The sequence below is a fragment of the Bacillus sp. SIMBA_154 genome (genome assembly GCF_046536015.1).
GTDB classification, from domain to species: Bacteria; Bacillota; Bacilli; order Bacillales; family Bacillaceae; genus Bacillus; species Bacillus pumilus_P.
In genome coordinates, this window is record NZ_JAWJBV010000020.1 from 22556 (window position 1) to 41949 (window position 19394).

The window sequence follows — 19394 nt, forward strand, 5'->3', positions numbered from 1 at the left end:
CATGTCTAATCGTTATGCTGATGCGAATTTGAAGATATTCTCTTTGAATTCAAACCCTGAACTTGCTAAAGAAATTGCCGATCGTATCGGAGTTGATGTAGGAAAGAGCTCTGTTAAACGTTTTAGTGACGGTGAAGTCCAAATCAATATTGAAGAAAGTATTCGCGGCTGTGATTGTTATGTCATTCAATCAACAAGTGCGCCAGTTAATGAGCACATTATGGAACTTCTCATTATGGTTGATGCATTAAAACGTGCTTCTGCGAAAACTGTCAACATTGTGATCCCTTATTACGGATATGCACGTCAAGATCGTAAGGCAAAACCTCGTGAGCCAATCACTGCGAAGCTTTTTGCCAACTTACTTGAAACAGCTGGTGCTACACGTGTTATCGCACTAGATCTACATGCGCCGCAAATCCAAGGTTTCTTTGATATTCCAATCGATAACTTAATGGCTGTGCCAATCTTAACAAACTATTTCGAACAGAAAAACTTGAATGATATTGTCGTTGTGTCTCCTGACCACGGTGGTGTGACACGTGCGCGCAAAATGGCAGACCGCTTAAAAGCGCCAATCGCAATTATCGACAAACGTCGTCCGAAGCCAAACGTTGCTGAAGTGATGAACATCATCGGTAACATTGAAGGTAAAACGGCGATTCTGATTGATGATATCATTGATACAGCTGGTACCATTACACTGGCAGCAAATGCGCTTGTCGAAAATGGAGCGACTGAAGTGTATGCTTGCTGTACTCACCCAGTATTGTCTGGGCCAGCAGTAGAACGCATCACAAACTCTAAAATTAAAGAATTGGTTGTAACCAACAGTATTCACTTAACAGATGACAAGAAAGTAGAAAAAATCATTCCACTTTCAGTTGGGCCTTTGCTTGCAGAAGCCATCATCCGTGTGCATGAAGAAGAATCTGTGAGCTACCTTTTTAGCTAATTCTCTTATCAAAAAGGCCCTAGGTATCAGCTTAGGGTCTTTTTGCTGTCATAATTGACAGCCAAACATGTTTAAAATGATTCAGTTATGGGTATTTATGAAAGTAGTGACAAAAAAGAAATAGGATGGTGCTGAATATGGCAACTTTAAAAGCAAATAAAAGAACTGATTTCAAACGTTCCACACTGCAAAAAATCCGTCATTCAGGACACGTTCCTGGTGTCATATACGGAAAAAACACAGACAACCTGGCTGTTTCATTAGACAGCATCGATTTATTAAAGACCTTACGTGATGAAGGGAAGAATACAATCATCACATTAGATGTGGGCGGCGATACAAAATCTGTGATGGTCACAGAATTACAAACAGATCCGCTGAAAAACGAGCTTGTTCACGCTGATTTCCAAGTGGTCGACTTACAGCGAGAAATTGATGCAGATGTACCTGTACAGCTGATTGGTGAGTCTAAAGGGGTAAAAGATGGCGGTGTACTTCAGCAGCCACTATTTGAATTATCCGTTACAGCAAAACCGAAGGATATCCCGCAACATATTGAAGCTGATATTACAAACTTAGATGTAAATGATGTACTAACAGTGGGTGATCTGCCTGTTCAGTCAACCTATCAAATAAATAACGATCCAGAAGAAGTCGTTGCATCCATTCTACCGCCTCAGCAATCCGAGGTTCCTGAGCCAGATAGCGAAGAGGAAACACAAGAACCTGAGGCTATTAAAGAAAAGGATAACAATGGAGAATAACTGGTCATTTAGAGACGTAACCCTCCCGCGGTTGCGTCTTTTGTGCTAGAATGAAAAGAATTCATACGTTTTTACATGAGGCAATCATATTGGCTCATTTTTTAGGCGTGTGCATTGTGATAAAGGAGGTTATTGGTCTCATGATTGCATTCGTTGGATTGGGTAATCCAGGAAGAGAATACGAAACAACAAGACATAATGTCGGGTTTATGACAATAGATGAATTATCAAAAAAATGGGACATCCCATTAAATCAATCAAAATTCCATGGACAATTTGGAACAGGGTTTGTTTCAGGGCAAAAGGTTCTACTTGTGAAGCCTCTTACATATATGAACTTATCAGGAGAATGCGTGCGTCCACTTTTGGATTACTATGATATTCCCCTTGAACATTTAAAAGTCATCTATGACGATCTTGATTTACCAACTGGGCGGATTCGTTTGCGTACAAAGGGAAGTGCAGGAGGGCATAATGGGATTAAGTCGTTGATTCAGCATTTAGGCTCACCTGAGTTTGACCGATTCCGCATCGGTATTGGCCGCCCGCAAAATGGCATGAAGGTCGTTGATTACGTACTAGGACGCTTCTCAGAAGAGGAACAGCCTGACATCGCATCAGCCATTCAAGCGTCTGTTGAAGCTTGTGAGGCGGCTTTAACAAAGCCATTTTTAGAAGTGATGAATGATTTCAACAAGAAGGTATAAGAATGATAAGCAAAGCACATACTGATCATAAAATCTCAGCATGGGAGGATCACATATGGCTTTGCATTATTACTGCCGGCACTGTGGTGTAAAGGTTGGCAGTCTAGATGAATCCGCTGTTCAAAGTGAAGCACTTGGATTTCATCACTTAACAAATGAGGAAAGAAACGATATGATTTCTTATAGGGAAAATGGTGATTTACATGTACAAACCATTTGTGAGGATTGCCAAGAGGCGCTCGAAAGAAATCCTGATTACCATCAGTATCATACTTTTATTCAATAAAAAGCTTTGGTGTAGGTACTAGACCAAAGCGTTTTTCTGTTTTAAACAAGCAGGGAGGAGGAGCCAAATGAAAAACATACAATCATTTATCAAACAAAGTGATGATTTTCAGTCCATTTTTAATGGACTAAAAGAAGGGTTAAAAGAACAGCTGCTCGCCGGACTATCAGGCTCCGTCAGATCTTTATTTACAGCCGCCATATCAGACGAGCTAAAGCGGCCGATGTTTATTGTGACCCACAATTTGTATCAAGCGCAGAAGGTAACAGATGATCTAGCAAGTGTGATCTCGGATCGCTCGGTCCTTCTTTATCCTGTAAATGAACTCATTGCATCAGAGATCGCAGTTGCCAGCCCTGAGCTTAGAGCACAGCGTCTAGATGTCCTGAATCGACTTGCTAATGGAGAAAACCCCATTATCGTAACCCCGGCAGCTGCGGTGCGCAGAATGCTTCCGCCAGTCGAGCTCTGGAAGGAGAGTCAGATCCATTTAAAGCTCGGTGAAGAAATTGATTTGGAGGCGTTTTCAAAACAACTCGTGCAAATCGGTTATGACCGGACGTCTATGGTTGCTGCGCCCGGAGATTTTAGTGTGCGCGGAGGGATCATCGACATTTATGCGTTAACGGAAGATCATCCTATTCGTATTGAATTGTTTGATACAGAAGTTGACTCAATTCGGACCTTCCATTCTGATACTCAGCGTTCACTAGAAACGCTTCAAGAGATCAAGATTGGCCCGGCAATAGAGCTGATTGTGAGAGGTTCTGAACGAGTGAGAGCGATAGAACAGCTTGACCAAGGACTTGCGAAGAGCTTAAAGAAATTCAACTCTGATCAACAAAAAGAGCTGCTGCATCAGAATATTTCTGCTGATCGAGAGAAGCTGCTAGAAGGCATCGTCACACAGGAAATGACGAAGTACCTGTCCTATTTCTATGAAAAGCCTGCTAGTTTGCTAGATTACACATCGCAGGATACGATTATCATTCTAGATGAAATTAGCAGAATTCAGGAGATGGAAGAGCAGCTTGAAAAGGAAGAAGCTGATTGGACGATTAGTCTGCTTGAAGAAGGCAATATTCTTCATGATTTATCTCTTTCCTTCCCATTCCAAGAGCTAATCAATCAGCAATCGAGATCCATTCTGTACTATTCCTTGTTCTTGAGACATGTCCAGCAGACAAATCCGCAAAATATCGTCAATGTATCTAGTAAGCAAATGCAGAATTTCCATGGGCAGATGAATGTACTTGCGAGTGAAATTGAACGCTACAAAAAACAACATTACACGGTTGTCTTTTTAGGTGCGGATGAAGAGCGAACAGAGAAGCTGTCGTCTGTCTTACATGATTATGACATTGAAGCTGCTCTCGCTAAACCGGACGCTGAGCTTGTAAGCGGGCAAGTGTACATTTTACAAGGTGAGCTGCAAACAGGCTTTGAACTGCCATTATCAAAAATTGCAGTGATCACAGAAGGTGAGCTCTTCAAGAAACGTGTGAAGAAGCAGGCGCGTAAGCAAAAGCTGACCAACGCTGAGCGAATTAAGAGCTATTCAGAGCTTCAAGTCGGCGACTATGTGGTGCACATTAACCACGGGATCGGTAAGTATTTAGGAATCGAAACGCTTGAGATCGGCGGCATTCATAAAGATTATTTAAATATTCATTATCAAGGAAGCGACAAGCTTTATGTACCGGTTGAACAAATTGATCAGGTGCAGAAATACGTAGGATCAGAAGGAAAAGAACCAAAGCTGTACAAACTAGGCGGCAGTGACTGGAAACGCGTGAAGAAAAAAGTAGAATCTTCTGTTCAGGATATTGCAGATGATCTCATTAAGCTGTATGCAGAACGTGAGGCAAGCAAAGGGTATGCCTTCTCGCCTGATCATGAGATGCAGAGCCAGTTTGAATCTGCGTTCCCTTACCAGGAAACAGACGACCAAATTCGTTCTATTCACGAAATCAAACAAGACATGGAGCGAGAACGTCCGATGGATCGCCTGCTTTGTGGAGATGTGGGATATGGAAAAACAGAGGTGGCCATTCGTGCGGCCTTTAAAGCTATTGCTGACGGGAAGCAGGTTGCACTGCTTGTACCGACAACGATCTTAGCACAGCAGCATTTTGACACGATTATGGACCGATTCCAGGACTACCCTATCAAAATCGCTCAGCTTAGCCGTTTCCGTACGCGGAAAGAAACAACAGAAACGTTAAAAGGGCTGAAGAACGGAACCATTGATATGGTCATCGGGACACACCGACTTCTTTCAAAAGACATTGTCTACAAGGATTTAGGACTGTTGATCATTGACGAGGAACAGCGTTTTGGCGTCACGCATAAAGAGAAAATAAAGCAGATGAAAGCCAATATCGATGTACTGACATTAACGGCAACGCCAATCCCACGAACGCTTCATATGTCGATGCTTGGTGTACGAGACTTATCCGTTATTGAAACACCGCCTGAAAACCGTTTCCCTGTTCAAACCTATGTTGTAGAGTACAATGGTGCTTTAGTCAGAGAAGCGATCGAGCGAGAACTAGCTCGAGGCGGCCAAGTGTACTTCCTTTACAACCGTGTTGAGGATATTGAACGGAAAGCAGATGAAATCTCGATGCTTGTCCCAGACGCGAAAGTCAGCTATGCGCATGGGAAAATGAGTGAGAACGAGCTTGAATCGGTCATGATCAATTTTCTTGAAGGCGAATCAGATGTATTGGTCAGTACAACCATTATTGAAACGGGCGTCGACATTCCAAATGTGAACACGCTCATTGTACACGATGCTGATAAAATGGGGCTTTCTCAGCTGTACCAGTTAAGAGGACGAGTCGGCCGCTCGAATCGAGTTGCTTATGCTTATTTCACTTATCGAAAAGACAAAGTTCTTTCTGAAGTAGCGGAGAAAAGACTTCAGGCCATTAAAGAATTCACAGAGCTCGGATCAGGTTTTAAAATTGCGATGCGTGATTTAACGATTCGAGGAGCAGGGAATTTACTTGGTGCACAGCAGCATGGATTCATTGATTCTGTTGGATTCGATCTGTATTCTCAAATGCTGAAAGAAGCGATTGAAGAAAGAAGAGGCGACACGACAGCTCAAGAAAAATTTGAGCCGGAAATCGATCTGCAAATTGATGCCTACATCCCTGACACATATATTTCTGATGGCAAGCAAAAGATCGAGATGTATAAACAGTTTAGAGCCATTGGATCGATTGAAGAGCGAAAAGAGCTTCAGGATGAAATGATTGACCGATTCGGTGAATATCCGCAAGAAGTGGCTGATTTGTTCACGATTGCGACGATGAAGGTGTACGCTGTGCAGGAACGTGTCGAGCTGATCAAGATGGAGAAAGGCATTGTCAGACTCACCCTAGATGAGAAAGAAAGCAGTGAAATCGACGGTCAAAAATTATTTGAGCTTGGCAGTAAATATGGACGTGACATTGGCTTAGGAATGGAAGGCAGCAAGCTGATTATTTCTGTCCAGACGAAAGGGAAGAAGACCGGGGAATGGCTTGAGATCGTTCTTAGCATGCTTAGAGGCCTTCAAAGTGTGAAAAAAGAAACCATTCCATCTTCATAAAATTTTGTTTGTCTCTCGTGTATATTACGTTTGATGTGACGGATACTAAACTCAGGGTCAAGTGGTGAATGTTGCATAAAGTGGACGCTTTTGTTCCATTCACCCAATACATCATCAAACGAAAGAGAGGCAGCAGTGAATGAAAGCAACTGGAATTGTACGCCGTATCGATGATTTAGGTAGAGTGGTTATTCCGAAGGAGATTCGCAGAACATTGCGTATCCGGGAAGGAGATCCGCTTGAGATTTTTGTCGACCGCGATGGAGAAGTGATTTTGAAGAAGTATTCACCGATTAGTGAGCTAGGAGACTTTGCGAAGGAATATGCTGATGCATTATTCGATAGTTTGGGTCATTCCATCCTGATCTGTGATCGTGATACGTATATTGCTGTATCCGGCAGTTCGAAAAAAGAGTATTTAAACAAATCCATCAGTGATTTACTTGAACGAACAATGGATCAGCGTAATTCTGTGTTAGAAGAAAGCAAGAAAGAAATCCAACTAGTCGATGGTATTGATGATGACGTATCTGCTTATACCATTGCACCTATTGTTGCAAACGGAGACCCAATTGGCGCCGTGGTCTTATTTTCTAAAGAGCGTTCAATGGGAGAAGTGGAGCATAAAGCGGCAGAAACGGCAGCTGGCTTCTTAGCCCGTCAAATGGAACATTAGGTCTAATAATTCTATATCATTTTGATCAAACGAAAGAATGCCGATGAAATCATTTGATTTTATCGGCGTTTTTTATATGGAATGAAACAAAACGGGTAATGTGTCGTCTACTCCTTAGAAAGAAACGGTGTTTCAGTAACGTATGATATAATGAGTGCGTTTAAATGTAGATCTATTTTTTGATTGAACATAAAGGAGTCATCCATGAAAAATGCTGTGAATCAGCCGCATTGGCTTTTCCAAGGTGCGGTGATTTTGACCATCGCAGGCTTGCTATCAAAGGTACTAAGTGCCGTTTATCGTGTCCCTTTTCAAAACATCGTAGGAGACACAGGTTTTTATATTTATCAGCAGGTTTATCCTTTTCTGGGCATTGCCATCATGCTTGGAACAACAGGGTTTCCTGTCATGGTGTCCAAGCTCCTGAGTGAGCATGGGGAAGAGAATCGACGAATCATTACAAGGGTATCGTTGATGTATATCACTTTACTGAGCTTGGTCTTATTTCTTTGTCTATACATAGGAGCAGGCAGGATAGCGAACCTCATGGCGGACAGCCATTTAATCTTGCTCATCCAGATGAGTGCATTTGTTTTTCTATTTCTGCCGCTCACCGTTATGCTGAGGGGTGTTTTTCAGAGTGACGGCATGATGCTCCCAACCGCTATTTCTCAGTTGGTTGAGCAGCTCGTCAGGGTAGGCGTCCTGCTTGTTTTATCCTTTTATTTCGTGAGGCACGGCTATTCGCTTTATGAAACAGGAGCGGGTGCAGTGTTCTCCTCTATAGCGGGAAGTGCGGCCTCACTCATCCTGCTTCTTTTTCTTTGGCTGACCTATCGGAGACAGTCGCCATTAAGCAGTGCGTTACACCAGGCGACTCTGCGGAAAAAAGATGTTTTGAAGAGTTTAGTCCTGTATACATTGACGATTTGTGTAAGCGGGTTGCTTATTTTATGGATGCAAATGATTGATGCCTTTCACCTGTATGCTTTGCTTCGCAGCGAGGGCTTGAGTGAAGCGGCAGCAAAGGCGGCAAAAGGCGTGTATGACCGAGGGCAGCCTTTCTTGCAGCTAGGGACGGTGTTTGCGATTAGTATCGGAACCTCTCTTGTTCCATTTTTATCGTCAGCCATGAGGAAAGGGCATCACGAAGCGATTCGGCAAAAAGTCCGTACATCGTTTAAGACAACGTCTGTGCTAGGGATTGGTTCAGCGGTCGGGCTGATTTGTATTCTATCGTCAGTGAATACAATGCTTTTTCGTAATGACCTAGGCACAGATGCGCTGCAAATATTCTGTATATCGATCGCATTTACGTCGATTGCCATTACGCAAACCGCTTTACTTCAAGGGCTTGGGCATCCCGTGTATCCGGCTATTGTGGTGATCCTCAGTGTGCTCGTGAAATGGGTGCTGACGCTTGCGCTTGTGCCGTTATTTGGCATCCACGGTGCCGCATGGTCAACCGTATCTGGTTTTCTCGCCGCAGCCGTGCTCAATGCGGTTTACTTAAAGCGTAAAGGATGGATTTCAATGAGAGAGCTTTTCCCAGTAAAAATTCTTTTATCAGCGGCTCTCATGGCCATCGTCTTAATAGGGTATCAGGCTTTGTTTTCTTGGGTCATTCCCTTTGAAAAACGCCCGTTTTCCGTTTTAGAGAGCCTGACGTCAGTTTTTATTGGTGGTTTCGTCTTTTTATATAGTATTCTTAAGCTAGAAGTATTTACGGACGAGGAATGGAGACTCATTCCATTAGGAGAAAAGATTTTATATTTTAAACAGATGAGAGGGAATAGAAATGACAGGTAAGATTACAGTCGTCGGTCTTGGGGCAGGCGACATGGATCAGCTGACGCTCGGTGTATATAAGCAACTGAAGCAGGCGACAGAAGTATTTATGAGAACGCAGGATCATCCGCTTACCGTAGAATTGATGCAGGAGATCCCGTCTCTGACCTTTTTTGATGAGATTTATGAAAAGCACGATCAGTTTGATTCGGTGTATCAGGAAATTACAGAAATTCTATTCGCAGAGGCTGCAGAGAAAAATATTGTGTATGCAGTGCCAGGACATCCATTTGTAGCAGAAAAGACCGTGCAGCTGCTTGTCGCCCAGCAGAAAGAGCGCGGGATTGAGGTGTACGTTGCTGGTGGACAAAGCTTTCTTGATGCGACCTTTAATTCCTTGCAGATTGACCCGATTGAAGGGCTGCAATTCGTTGATGCAGGGGATATGAGAGCGGATGATTTGAAATTAACCCAGCATGTTTTGATTTGTCAGGTGTATGATCAGATGACAGCTTCGAATGTGAAGCTTACGCTGATGGAGAAGCTGCCTGACGACTATGAAGTCTATATTGTGACCGCGGCTGGGAGCAGTCAGGAACAGATGACAGCTGTTCCTTTATTTGAACTTGATCGAGATGTGTCGATAAATAACTTAACGAGTGTTTATGTACCTCCAATTCAAGATGAAAAGCTGCTCTATCAACAATTTGACACTTTCCGTGATATCATTCGTACGTTAAGAGGTCCAGGCGGCTGCCCGTGGGATCAAAAACAAACCAATGAGTCACTCAAACCGTACTTAATTGAAGAGTGCTATGAACTGCTTGAAGCTATAGATGAAGACGACCCAGATCATATGGTGGAAGAGCTCGGAGATGTGCTGCTGCAAGTTTTACTTCACGCTCAAATTGGTGAAGATGATGGCTATTTCTCAATCGATGACGTCATCCAGCATGTTACAGAAAAAATGATTCGTCGACATCCACATGTGTTTGGTGATACGAGTGTCTCTGAGGCATCAGACGTGGTGGCCAACTGGGAAAAAATCAAGCAGCAGGAGAAGCCGGAGCGGCCAGCATCTATATTGCAGTCCATCACAGCGACACTTCCAGCTTTAACAAAGGCATATAAGCTCCAAAAGAAAGCCGCTAAGGTGGGCTTCGATTGGACAGAAGTAGAAGATATTTGGAACAAATACGAAGAAGAAAAGCAGGAATTCCTCGTTGAAGTGGCTGAGAAAACGGGCGAAGGTGCAACCAAGCATATGAAAGATGAATTTGGGGATCTTTTGTTTGTTCTTGTTAATATTGGCAGGTTCTATCATCTGGAGCCTGAAACGGCCCTCTCTTCCGCAAACACAAAATTCATGCGTCGCTTTCAGCACATCGAACAAAAAGCAAAGGACATGGGACGTTCACTAGAGGATCTGACGCTAGAGGAAATGGACGATCTGTGGAACGATGCCAAACGCATAGAAAGAGGTGAACACATATGAGACTAGATAAATTTTTAAAAGTTTCTCGATTAATTAAAAGAAGAACATTGGCAAAAGAAGTAGCCGATCAAGGCAGAATTTCCATTAATGGAACGCAGGCGAAAGCAAGCTCTGACGTAAAAGAAGGAGACGAGCTTCAAATCCGCTTTGGTCAAAAACTTGTGACCGTTCAAGTCAACGAGTTAAAGGACACGACGAAAAAAGAAGAAGCGGCTGGCATGTATACCGTGCTAAAAGAAGAAAAAACAGCAGAATAGGGCTTGTTCTAAATGACCCTCCTGTCACATACAATGCAGTAACAATGCAAGTATGAGATATGGGGGATGTATAAAATGAATCAATATTATAATCAACCTCAAGGCACGAAGCTGTCATCAGAAGCGGAGCACAATGTCACAATGCGAAACAGAAAGCATTTAGATATTACCGGCGTCAAACAGGTGGAAAGCTTTGATAATGAAGAATTTCTGCTTGAGACGGTCATGGGAATTCTGGCCATCCGCGGAGAAAATCTGCAAATGAAAAACTTAGACGTAGAAAAAGGCGTTGTGTCCATCAAAGGGCGTGTTTTTGACTTAATCTATGTAGATGAGCAGCACGGGGAGAAAGCTAAAGGATTTTTTAGCAAGCTGTTTAAATGACGCTGACAGTCCAGTTTTATACGATGCTTTCGATGGCGGCGATGGGCATCTGGCTGGGCGCATCGCTTGATACGTACAAGCTGTTTGTGAACCGGGAGAAAACAGCAAAATGGCTTCTGATCATACACGATCTTCTTTTTTGGATGGTGCAAGGTCTTTTATTCTTTTATGTGCTGCTGTTAACAAATGAGGGGGAATTCAGGCTCTATATTTTTCTGGCCGTTGCACTAGGTTTCTCGATGTATCAGGCATTGATGAAGCAGCTGTATATCAACATTCTCAAGTTTATCATGATGTGTATTTATCAGACCGTTCTAGTTCTTAAAAGGCTGGTCATGTCGATCGTCTTCCAGCCGATTCGTTGGATTGTCACATTGATCATAAGTGCTATACTGTTCTTATTCCACTCGCTCTTACGTCTTGTTCGTTTTACGTTTCGGCTCGTGTGGAAGGTGCTATCAATTGTTTGTTATCCGCTCATCTGGTTACTCAATGTGACCATTATTCATCGGATTCCCGAAAAATGGCGAACATCCGTTAGATTGTTTTTCTCAAAAGGAGCAGGAATTTTACAAGGGACCAAGAAATTATCTCGTACCATCAAAACGAAATGGAAACAATTCTGGACAAAGTAAGAGAGGAGGCCTTCATTCTTGAACAAGAGAAAAAGAAATATCGCACAAATTCAAAATGATTACCAAAAACAAATGGAACAGCAAGCTCAGCGCTTAAAACGCAAACGCCGTGGACTCCTTAGAAGGCTTACCGTGTTTGGTGTGATCGCGCTCATGTTTGCTGTTTTGGTGACAAGTGCCCTCTGGTCGCAATCGTCCGCATTAAAAGAAAAAGAAGAGAAAAAGGTTGCGCTCGAAAAAGAATTGAAGCAATTACAAACAAAGCAGGAAGATATTTCTGATGAGATCAAGAAGCTCAAAAGCAAGGAATACGTACTCGAACTGGCACGACGGGACTATTATATGTCCAAAAAAGGCGAAAAAATCTTTGATGTGGGCAATAAGAGCGATTAGCCTTGTTGACACTTAAAATTCAGTTTATGTATAATTGAACAAATGAGATTTTTTGATAAGTCTAAGGAGGAGCACTTTTTTTATGTCGATTGAAGTTGGCAGCAAGTTACAAGGGAAAGTTACGGGCATTACAAATTTTGGAGCTTTTGTGGAGTTGCCAGGAGGTTCAACTGGTCTCGTTCATATCAGTGAGGTAGCCGATAACTATGTAAAAGATATTAATGAGCATTTAAAAGTCGGTGAACAAGTTGAAGTGAAAGTGATTAACGTTGAAAAAGACGGTAAAATCGGCTTGTCCATTAAAAAAGCAAAAGATCGTCCTCAACAACAATCAAGACCGAGCAGAAATGATTTCCGTCCGAAGGAATCGTTTGAGCAAAAAATGAACAAATTCTTAAAAGATAGCGAAGACCGCTTAACATCTTTAAAACGTAACACGGAATCAAAACGTGGGGGGCGCGGAGCAAGAAGAGGTTAACTTGTTGCTGCTTTCTATATATTTTATAACAAAGCACCTGCTGTTCAGCGGGTGCTTTTTTTCTTTATAAACTCGACATTTTTTGAGATTTCGTCATTTAATTTAAAACTTTCTATTGACGGACAAGCGAATCCTTTGTATTATAGTTCTTGTGCTTCTTAGCGTATTTTCATTATGGCGGTGTAGCTCAGCTGGCTAGAGCGTACGGTTCATACCCGTGAGGTCGGGGGTTCGATCCCCTCCGCCGCTATCCTTTTAAGTAGAACATTAAGCAAGGCCCGTTGGTCAAGCGGTTAAGACACCGCCCTTTCACGGCGGTAACACGGGTTCGAATCCCGTACGGGTCATCTTTCGAGCAGCTTTCTATAGGAAAGCTGTTTTTTGTGCTTTCGTAAAATTCTGATGAAAGACATCGACTTTCATGAAAGTATGCCTCTTTGACGAATAAAGAGTCGAACGTTTTATGGAAACGACAACTTCTTTTGACAAAATTTCTTTTTCACCTTCGCTATAATGACAAACAAAGAATATCAGGTGGGGGATGAGAAGATGGAAAAACTAGAAAGAAGAACTGATTTAACAGGAGCGGGCTTTGAAAGAATCAGTGCAGGTTTGAAAAAGATGAAAAATCTGTTTCTTCATCATACGCATTCTCTTTTTTTCTATAAAGGGTTTATTTATGCTGTTCTCGGCTTTTTATTAGGACGAGCCTTTATTTTATCTGAGATTATGCCGTTTGCTTTGCCTTTCTTTGGTTCCATGCTGCTCATTAAAAGAGATAAGGCGATGCTCGCTTGTCTTGCTTTACTCGCTGGGGCGATGACCATATCACCTCAAAATGCATTATTTGTATTTGCGTCATTGATCGTGTTTCTCCTCATGTCAAAAGTTGTTTCTTTCATCATCAAAGATCCAGTGAAAACATTGCCGGTTGTGATTGTTCTTTCGATGCTGATCACCCGAGGGGCTTTTGTTTACCTAGAGCAAGGCGCTGTGCAAAGCTACGATTACGTCATGGCAGGCGTTGAAGCAGGACTTGCCTTCATATTGACATTGATTTTTCTTCAAAGTCTACCCATTTTTACAGTCAGGAAAATCAAACACTCCTTAAAGGTCGAAGAAATCATATGTTTTATGATTTTAATTGCTTCGGTTTTAACAGGCTTAGCGGGCATTTCCTTTCAAGGAATGCAGGCGGAGCATATTTTGTCGCGTTATGTAGTGCTTACCTTTGCCTTTATTGGCGGAGCTAGTATTGGGTGTACGGTTGGTGTCGTGACAGGTTTAATTCTCGGTCTCGCCAACATTGGAAACCTGTATCAGATGAGTCTTCTTGCCTTTTCAGGCTTATTAGGCGGGTTGCTCAAAGAGGGAAAGAAAGCAGGAGCAGCCATCGGTTTAATTGTGGGTTCCTTGCTCATTTCACTGTACGGGGAAGGATCAGCAGGTCTCGTGACCACGCTATATGAATCACTCATTGCTGTTGCACTGTTTCTGCTCACGCCACAATCAGTGACCTCTAAGGTGGCGAAATATATCCCTGGTACGGTAGAGCATGTACAGGAACAGCAGCAATATGCCCGGAAAGTACGAGATGTGACAGCAAAAAAAGTAGATCAATTCTCGAATGTATTTCATGCGCTGTCTGAGAGTTTTGCAACATTTTATGATTCCATTCCTGAAGAGAAGAAGCAGGAAGAGGATGTAGATCTTTTTTTAAGTACGATCACAGAACGATCCTGTCAAACGTGCTATAAGAAAAATAAATGCTGGGTGCAGAACTTTGATACAACCTATGAACTGATGAAACAAGTTATGCATGAATCTGATGAAAAAACGTATGAGCATAACCGGAAATTGAAAAAGAAATTTAGCCAGCACTGCTCAAAATCAAAACATGTCGAGGAATTGATCGAAGAGGAGATCGCTTACTACAAAGCAAATCAGACACTTAAGAAAAAGGTCCAAGACAGCAGGCGCCTTGTGGCAGAACAGCTGATGGGTGTCTCACAAGTGATGGAGGATTTTTCCCGGGAAATAAAAAGGGAAAGAGAACAGCATTTTATTCAGGAAGAGCAGATGATAGAAGCGCTTCAGCACTTTGGAATTGAAATTCAGCAAGTAGAAATCTATAGCTTGGAGCAGGGGAATGTCGATATAGAAATGCGAATTCCATATTGCCAAGGTCATGGGGAATGTGAAAAAATCATCGCTCCAATGCTCTCAGATATTTTAGAAGAACAGATTTTAGTAAAAGCAGAGCAGTGCGCAGAGCATCCAACAGGCTATTGTCATGTTGTGTTTGGTTCTGCAAAATCGTATCGAGTCACTACAGGCGTAGCGCATGCAGCGAAGGGCGGAGGCTTAGTATCTGGAGACAGCTACAGCATGATGGAGCTGGGAGCGGGTAAATATGCCGCAGCAATTAGTGATGGGATGGGAAATGGAGCAAGGGCTCATTTTGAAAGCAATGAAACGATTAAGCTGTTAGAAAAAATATTGGCGTCTGGTATCAATGAAAAAGTGGCGATCAAGACCATTAATAGTATTTTATCTTTACGGACGACTGATGAAATCTACTCAACATTAGATTTATCAATCATTGATTTACAGGATGCGAGCTGTAAGTTCCTAAAGATTGGTTCAACCCCTAGCTTTATTAAACGGGGTGATCAGGTGATGAAGGTACAAGCTAGTAACTTGCCGATTGGGATTATTGATGAGTTCGAAGTGGAAGTTGTGAGCGAACAGATGAAGGCAGGAGATCTGCTCATTATGATGAGCGATGGCATTTTTGAAGGACCAAAGCATATTGAAAATCATGATCTATGGGTGAAGCGGAAAATGAAAAGCTTTGAAACAGAAGATCCGCAAGAGATTGCTGATTTATTAATGGAAGAGGTCATTCGAACAAGAGCGGGTCAAATTGACGACGATATGACGGTTGTTGTCATTAGGCTCGATCACAACACGCCAAAATGGGCATCCATTCCGACTGGTACATTCTATCTTGAGAAACAAGAGATTTCTTAAAATATCGTATAATATGAATTTCTTCTGGCGATGATGGGGGATATAAGCATTCAGTTACAATCCCAGGAGGAATGAAGATGCGAAAAGGTCACGTAAACCAAATCTTATTGATTACAGATGGCTGCTCAAATCACGGGGAAGATCCACTTGCGATTGCCTCATTGGCAAAGGAACAGGGGATTACAGTCAATGTCATTGGCATTATGGAAGAAAACAGACACGATCATGAAGCGATGAAAGAAGTAGAGGGGATTGCTCTCGCAGGCGGAGGCATCCATCAGGTTGTCTACGTACAGCAATTGTCTCAAACGGTACAAATGGTCACAAAAAAGGCAATGACACAAACATTGCAAGGTGTCGTCAATAAAGAATTGCAGCAAATACTCGGCAAAGATACAGAAATTGAAGAGCTTCCGCCTGATAAGCGTGGAGAAGTGATGGAGGTTGTCGATGAGCTAGGGGAGACTGTTCATCTTCAAGTGCTAGTGCTTGTTGATACAAGTGCAAGCATGAAACCGAAGCTGCCGACTGTCAAAGAAGCACTCATCGATCTCTCCATTAGTTTAAATTCAAGAATTGGTGAAAATCAGTTTGGGATGTGTGTATTTCCCGGGAAAAACTCAGATGCAGAAATTGTGTTGAATTGGACGCCTCGATTCGATTGGTTATCATCTATTTTCCCAAAGCTGACGACTGGAGGAATTACTCCGACTGGACCAGCACTCCGAGAAGCACTCCAGCATTTCAAATCAGTTCGTTCACGTAAAGGGCTGCTTGAAGCAAAGGAAGAGCATGATGATGAATTCGGCTTCTAACATCCCGCTAGGCACGGTGATTAAAGGGAAATGGCACCACCATCATTACCGCATTGTAAAAGAGCTGGGAAAAGGGGCGAACGGTGTTGTCTATCTGGCCGAATCGCCAAACGGGCAAGTGGCCCTTAAAGTGAGTGATGACAGTATGCTTATTGCATCTGAAGTCAATGTATTAAAATCCTTTTCAAAGGCTCCTGTGAAAACCATGGGGCCTTCTTTTTATGATATGGATGATGTTATTTATCCTGGCATGTCTCAAAAGCGTTCGTTTTATGTGATGGAGTATGTCAGAGGCCCGCTGCTGCTCGAGTTCGTTAAACAAAAAGGTGATGAGTGGATCGTCGTCTTAATGATTCAGCTTTTGTCTAACTTGGCTCATTTACATAAGGAAGGCTGGATATTTGGGGACTTGAAGCCGGATAATCTCATCGTTTCGGGTCCTCCAGCCACTATTCGATGTATCGACGTTGGAGGAACGACGAAGGCAGGTAGGGCAATCAAGGAGTATACCGAGTTTTTTGATCGAGGCTACTGGGGATTCGGTACAAGAAAGGCAGAACCATCTTATGATTTATTTGCCTTAAGTATGGTCATGGTGAATTGTGCGTATAAAAAGGAATTCAAAAAAGGGGCAGAACCAGAAAAGCAGCTTTATCGAGCGATTGAAGGGCATCCTTTATTAAAGCGATATGAGAGGGTGTTGAAGGCAGCCCTTCAAGGTAAGTACCAATCAGCGGGAGATATGAAAAGTGCTATGCTGAAAGAAGGACAGCTGCTTACTTCAAGAAAAACACCTCAAAAGAAGCAAACACAAAAAAACAGGTCAAAGCCTGCTGTTAGTCAAAATCAACAGGTGACTTCACAATCGCGAGTTGCTGCGGCAAAAAAAAGAACGTCAGTACGTAAAAAGTCAGGCGGTCTTTTTGAAACCATTCTCATCGTGTGCAGTGTACTCGCCCTTTACTGTGCATATGTGGTTTTATTCCTGTTGTAGAGCTGTAAAAAAGCAGGCTTCTTCTTTGCTTGGAGCTACTGAAAGTGATAGGATATGTATATCTTTAAATTACCTGCTCTTTGTGAGGAGGCAGTTGTGAATAGAATTGAATCTTTTTTGAAAAAACATGATGTTTTCCTTGAAAATACGACAGTCATTGTCGGGGTTTCCGGCGGACCGGATTCCATGCTCTTGCTGCATGAACTAAACAAGCGTCGAAAGGGTTCCTTTCAGCTGATTGCAGCCCATGTAGATCACATGTTCAGAGGAGAAGAATCCTTTGCTGATTTGGCATTTGTTGAGGCTTACTGCAAGGAGCAAGAGATCGCTTTTGAATCGGCCCGCATACAGGTGACCCAATATGCAAAAGAAAATCACTTAAACAAACAGGCAGCTGCAAGAGAGTGCAGATATGCTTTCTTTCGTCAATTGATGGAGCAGTACAACGCTCAATTTATAGCGCTTGCACATCATGGAGACGACCAAGTAGAAACAATGATGATGAAGCTGACGAGAGGGACTGTTGGAATAGGACTCGCAGGTATTCAAGCAAAACGCCCTTTTCAAGAAGGGTGGCTGATTCGTCCGCTGATTGGATATTCTAAGGACGACGTGCTAAAAGCTTGTGAAAAAGAACATGTTCCCTATGTCATTGATCAAAGCAATCACACAGATGACTACTTGAGAAACCGGATAAGAAGATACATTCTTCCCGTGTTAAAAGAAGAGGCGCCTCATGTACATGAAAGCTTTCAGTTTGTAAGTGACATGCTGACTGAGGATGAGCAATACTTGCAGGCATTAACAAAGGAACAAATGAACCATGTGATGATCAGTCACACGCCTAAGAAAATCGATATCAAAACGAAGCCTTTGCTTGACCTGCCTTTGCCTTTACAAAGAAGAGGCATTCAACTAATATTAAACTATCTTTATGAAAACACTCAATCAGCGTTTTCAAATCAGCATATTCTAGGGACTTTGGACTGGTTATCTCATACGGAACAACCGTCTGGATCATTAGATTTGCCAAAGGGTTTACAAGCTGTCAAGTCTTATGATCACTGTATGTTTACCTTTGAACGATCGCTTGGATTAGATCAGTCCTATGCTCATCACTTAAAGGTTGAGATGGGAGAGGAGCTTTTTCTCCCGAATGGACATTCTATTGTGGTATCAAATCATATTCCGAAGGATGCACGGAACGGGAACTATTTTTTCTTGCTTCAAAAAGATCATGTTCGTCTCCCTTTGATCATTCGCTCACGAAAAAATGGTGATCGAATCAAACTTAAAGGGATGAATGGATCAAAAAAGGTGAAGGATATATTTATTGATAAAAAAGTGCCTCTTGCAGAAAGAGACAGCTGGCCGATCGTCACTGACTCGGATCATCAAATCCTCTGGATCCCAGGTCTGAAAAAATCCGTTTTTGAAGAAATTGATATGACAAACAGCGATCTCATTGTATTACAATATAGACAGCACGAAAATTTGTAGGGGGCAAGCAAAAGCATGAAACAAGATATTGAAAAGATTTTGATCTCAGAAGAAGAGATCCAGAAAAAAGTGAAGGAACTGGGTGCAACATTAACCAGCGATTATGATGGTAAATTTCCCCTGGCTATTGGTGTTTTGAAAGGGGCTCTTCCATTCATGGCAGACCTGATCAAACACATTGATACATATTTAGAGCTTGATTTTATGGATGTATCTAGCTATGGCAAGTCTACCGTATCTTCTGGAGAAGTGAAGATCATTAAGGATCTAGATACTTCTGTTGAAGGAAGAGATATTCTAATTATGGAAGATATCATCGACAGTGGGTTAACTTTGAGTTATCTGGTAGAGCTTTTCCGATACCGTAAAGCAAACTCCATTAAAATTGTGACATTGCTTGATAAACCGAGCGGTCGCAAAGCAGACATCAAAGCAGATTATGTTGGATTTGAAGTGCCAGATGCATTTGTTGTCGGCTATGGATTGGATTTCGCTGAACGTTACCGAAACCTCCCGTATATTGGAGTGTTAAAACCATCTGTTTACGAAGGCTAATCAGCATACGTATACATGAGGTTATTGGTTGTATTGGAATGATTTTCTATGATACTATTGAACATAGTTGTGCTTACT

General features: G+C 42.3%; 17 protein-coding genes, 2 tRNA genes and 1 pseudogene. All 20 read left to right on the forward strand.

All coding sequences use genetic code 11. The annotated features are described in order from the left end of the window. Window position 1: 1 nt before the first annotated feature. The 20 genes and pseudogenes from R0K30_RS18885 (at window position 2) to hpt (ending at window position 19316) form a co-directional block, all read left to right on the forward strand. Complete coding sequence (locus tag R0K30_RS18885) at window positions 2-955, forward strand: ribose-phosphate diphosphokinase (protein WP_099728326.1); 954 nt, start codon at window positions 2-4, stop codon at window positions 953-955. 137 nt (window positions 956-1092) lie between these two features. Then, entirely contained in the window at window positions 1093-1719 is a 627-nt protein-coding gene (locus R0K30_RS18890) for a 50S ribosomal protein L25/general stress protein Ctc (RefSeq protein WP_099728325.1), read from the forward strand. A 140-nt stretch (window positions 1720-1859) separates the two neighbouring features. Next, window positions 1860-2426 (forward strand): aminoacyl-tRNA hydrolase, encoded by a 567-nt coding sequence (gene pth, locus R0K30_RS18895; protein ID WP_099728324.1) that lies wholly within the window; start codon window positions 1860-1862, stop codon window positions 2424-2426. A 55-nt stretch (window positions 2427-2481) separates the two neighbouring features. Next, window positions 2482-2712 carry an anti-sigma-F factor Fin gene (fin, locus tag R0K30_RS18900; RefSeq protein ID WP_003217967.1) on the forward strand — a complete coding sequence of 77 codons (231 nt, stop codon included), beginning with the start codon at window positions 2482-2484 and terminating at the stop codon, window positions 2710-2712. Window positions 2713-2779: 67 nt separating this feature from the next. Then, a complete protein-coding gene (mfd, locus tag R0K30_RS18905) occupies window positions 2780-6313 on the forward strand; it encodes a transcription-repair coupling factor (RefSeq protein ID WP_099728323.1) in 3534 nt (1177 codons plus the stop codon). Between the two features lie 139 nt (window positions 6314-6452). Then, the gene (gene spoVT / locus R0K30_RS18910) at window positions 6453-6989 is read left to right on the forward strand and encodes a stage V sporulation protein T (RefSeq protein ID WP_003217990.1); all 537 of its coding nucleotides are present in this window, start codon (window positions 6453-6455) and stop codon (window positions 6987-6989) included. Window positions 6990-7193: 204 nt separating this feature from the next. Beyond that, a complete protein-coding gene (locus R0K30_RS18915; protein ID WP_410612257.1) occupies window positions 7194-8798 on the forward strand; it encodes a putative polysaccharide biosynthesis protein in 1605 nt (534 codons plus the stop codon). After that, on the forward strand, window positions 8788-10272 hold the full coding sequence (gene yabN / locus R0K30_RS18920) for a bifunctional methyltransferase/pyrophosphohydrolase YabN (RefSeq protein WP_410612259.1): 1485 nt from the start codon (window positions 8788-8790) through the stop codon (window positions 10270-10272). Before R0K30_RS18915 ends, yabN begins: the two co-directional genes overlap by 11 nt. Next, window positions 10269-10529: an RNA-binding S4 domain-containing protein gene (locus R0K30_RS18925; protein WP_008341839.1), complete on the forward strand. Its 261-nt coding sequence runs from the start codon at window positions 10269-10271 to the stop codon at window positions 10527-10529. The genes yabN and R0K30_RS18925 overlap by 4 nt, the downstream gene beginning before the upstream one ends. Before the next feature lie 75 nt (window positions 10530-10604). Next, window positions 10605-10913: a sporulation protein YabP gene (yabP, locus tag R0K30_RS18930; RefSeq protein ID WP_034665732.1), complete on the forward strand. Its 309-nt coding sequence runs from the start codon at window positions 10605-10607 to the stop codon at window positions 10911-10913. Continuing rightward, window positions 10910-11548, forward strand: coding sequence for a spore cortex biosynthesis protein YabQ (gene yabQ, locus R0K30_RS18935; protein ID WP_099728320.1), 639 nt, complete (start codon window positions 10910-10912; stop codon window positions 11546-11548). Before yabP ends, yabQ begins: the two co-directional genes overlap by 4 nt. Before the next feature lie 18 nt (window positions 11549-11566). After that, window positions 11567-11941: an FtsB family cell division protein gene (locus R0K30_RS18940; protein ID WP_034324461.1), complete on the forward strand. Its 375-nt coding sequence runs from the start codon at window positions 11567-11569 to the stop codon at window positions 11939-11941. An 82-nt stretch (window positions 11942-12023) separates the two neighbouring features. Further along, window positions 12024-12419 carry a S1 domain-containing RNA-binding protein gene (locus tag R0K30_RS18945; protein WP_008357409.1) on the forward strand — a complete coding sequence of 132 codons (396 nt, stop codon included), beginning with the start codon at window positions 12024-12026 and terminating at the stop codon, window positions 12417-12419. A 176-nt stretch (window positions 12420-12595) separates the two neighbouring features. After that, window positions 12596-12669 (forward strand) — tRNA-Met (locus R0K30_RS18950). A gap of 25 nt (window positions 12670-12694) precedes the next feature. Then, a tRNA-Glu gene (locus R0K30_RS18955) sits at window positions 12695-12766 on the forward strand. A 202-nt stretch (window positions 12767-12968) separates the two neighbouring features. Beyond that, complete coding sequence (spoIIE, locus tag R0K30_RS18960) at window positions 12969-15452, forward strand: stage II sporulation protein E (RefSeq protein ID WP_410612262.1); 2484 nt, start codon at window positions 12969-12971, stop codon at window positions 15450-15452. 77 nt (window positions 15453-15529) lie between these two features. Beyond that, window positions 15530-16267, forward strand: coding sequence for a vWA domain-containing protein (locus tag R0K30_RS18965; protein WP_410612264.1), 738 nt, complete (start codon window positions 15530-15532; stop codon window positions 16265-16267). Then, complete coding sequence (locus R0K30_RS18970) at window positions 16251-17261, forward strand: protein kinase domain-containing protein (RefSeq protein WP_367308384.1); 1011 nt, start codon at window positions 16251-16253, stop codon at window positions 17259-17261. The genes R0K30_RS18965 and R0K30_RS18970 overlap by 17 nt, the downstream gene beginning before the upstream one ends. A gap of 96 nt (window positions 17262-17357) precedes the next feature. Beyond that, window positions 17358-18780 (forward strand): annotated as a pseudogene (tilS, locus tag R0K30_RS18975) (tRNA lysidine(34) synthetase TilS). Then, window positions 18777-19316, forward strand: a complete 540-nt coding sequence (gene hpt, locus R0K30_RS18980) for a hypoxanthine phosphoribosyltransferase (protein WP_249705140.1) — start codon at window positions 18777-18779, stop codon at window positions 19314-19316. The pseudogene tilS and the gene hpt overlap by 4 nt, the downstream one beginning before the upstream one ends. Window positions 19317-19394 lie beyond the last annotated feature (78 nt).

Bases quoted from the DNA above. Each gene is read 5' to 3' on its own strand.
- R0K30_RS18915 (WP_410612257.1), top strand. From the start codon at position 7,194: ATGAAAAATGCTGTGAATCAGCCGCATTGGCTTTTCCAAGGTGCGGTG.
- yabP (WP_034665732.1), top strand. From the start codon at position 10,605: ATGAATCAATATTATAATCAACCTCAAGGCACGAAGCTGTCATCAGAA.
- R0K30_RS18885 (WP_099728326.1), top strand. From the start codon at position 2: ATGTCTAATCGTTATGCTGATGCGAATTTGAAGATATTCTCTTTGAAT.
- mfd (WP_099728323.1), top strand. From the start codon at position 2,780: ATGAAAAACATACAATCATTTATCAAACAAAGTGATGATTTTCAGTCC.
- yabQ (WP_099728320.1), top strand. From the start codon at position 10,910: ATGACGCTGACAGTCCAGTTTTATACGATGCTTTCGATGGCGGCGATG.
- R0K30_RS18925 (WP_008341839.1), top strand. From the start codon at position 10,269: ATGAGACTAGATAAATTTTTAAAAGTTTCTCGATTAATTAAAAGAAGA.
- pth (WP_099728324.1), top strand. From the start codon at position 1,860: ATGATTGCATTCGTTGGATTGGGTAATCCAGGAAGAGAATACGAAACA.
- spoVT (WP_003217990.1), top strand. From the start codon at position 6,453: ATGAAAGCAACTGGAATTGTACGCCGTATCGATGATTTAGGTAGAGTG.
- hpt (WP_249705140.1), top strand. From the start codon at position 18,777: ATGAAACAAGATATTGAAAAGATTTTGATCTCAGAAGAAGAGATCCAG.
- R0K30_RS18945 (WP_008357409.1), top strand. From the start codon at position 12,024: ATGTCGATTGAAGTTGGCAGCAAGTTACAAGGGAAAGTTACGGGCATT.
- R0K30_RS18970 (WP_367308384.1), top strand. From the start codon at position 16,251: ATGAATTCGGCTTCTAACATCCCGCTAGGCACGGTGATTAAAGGGAAA.
- yabN (WP_410612259.1), top strand. From the start codon at position 8,788: ATGACAGGTAAGATTACAGTCGTCGGTCTTGGGGCAGGCGACATGGAT.
- R0K30_RS18890 (WP_099728325.1), top strand. From the start codon at position 1,093: ATGGCAACTTTAAAAGCAAATAAAAGAACTGATTTCAAACGTTCCACA.
- R0K30_RS18965 (WP_410612264.1), top strand. From the start codon at position 15,530: ATGCGAAAAGGTCACGTAAACCAAATCTTATTGATTACAGATGGCTGC.
- fin (WP_003217967.1), top strand. From the start codon at position 2,482: ATGGCTTTGCATTATTACTGCCGGCACTGTGGTGTAAAGGTTGGCAGT.
- spoIIE (WP_410612262.1), top strand. From the start codon at position 12,969: ATGGAAAAACTAGAAAGAAGAACTGATTTAACAGGAGCGGGCTTTGAA.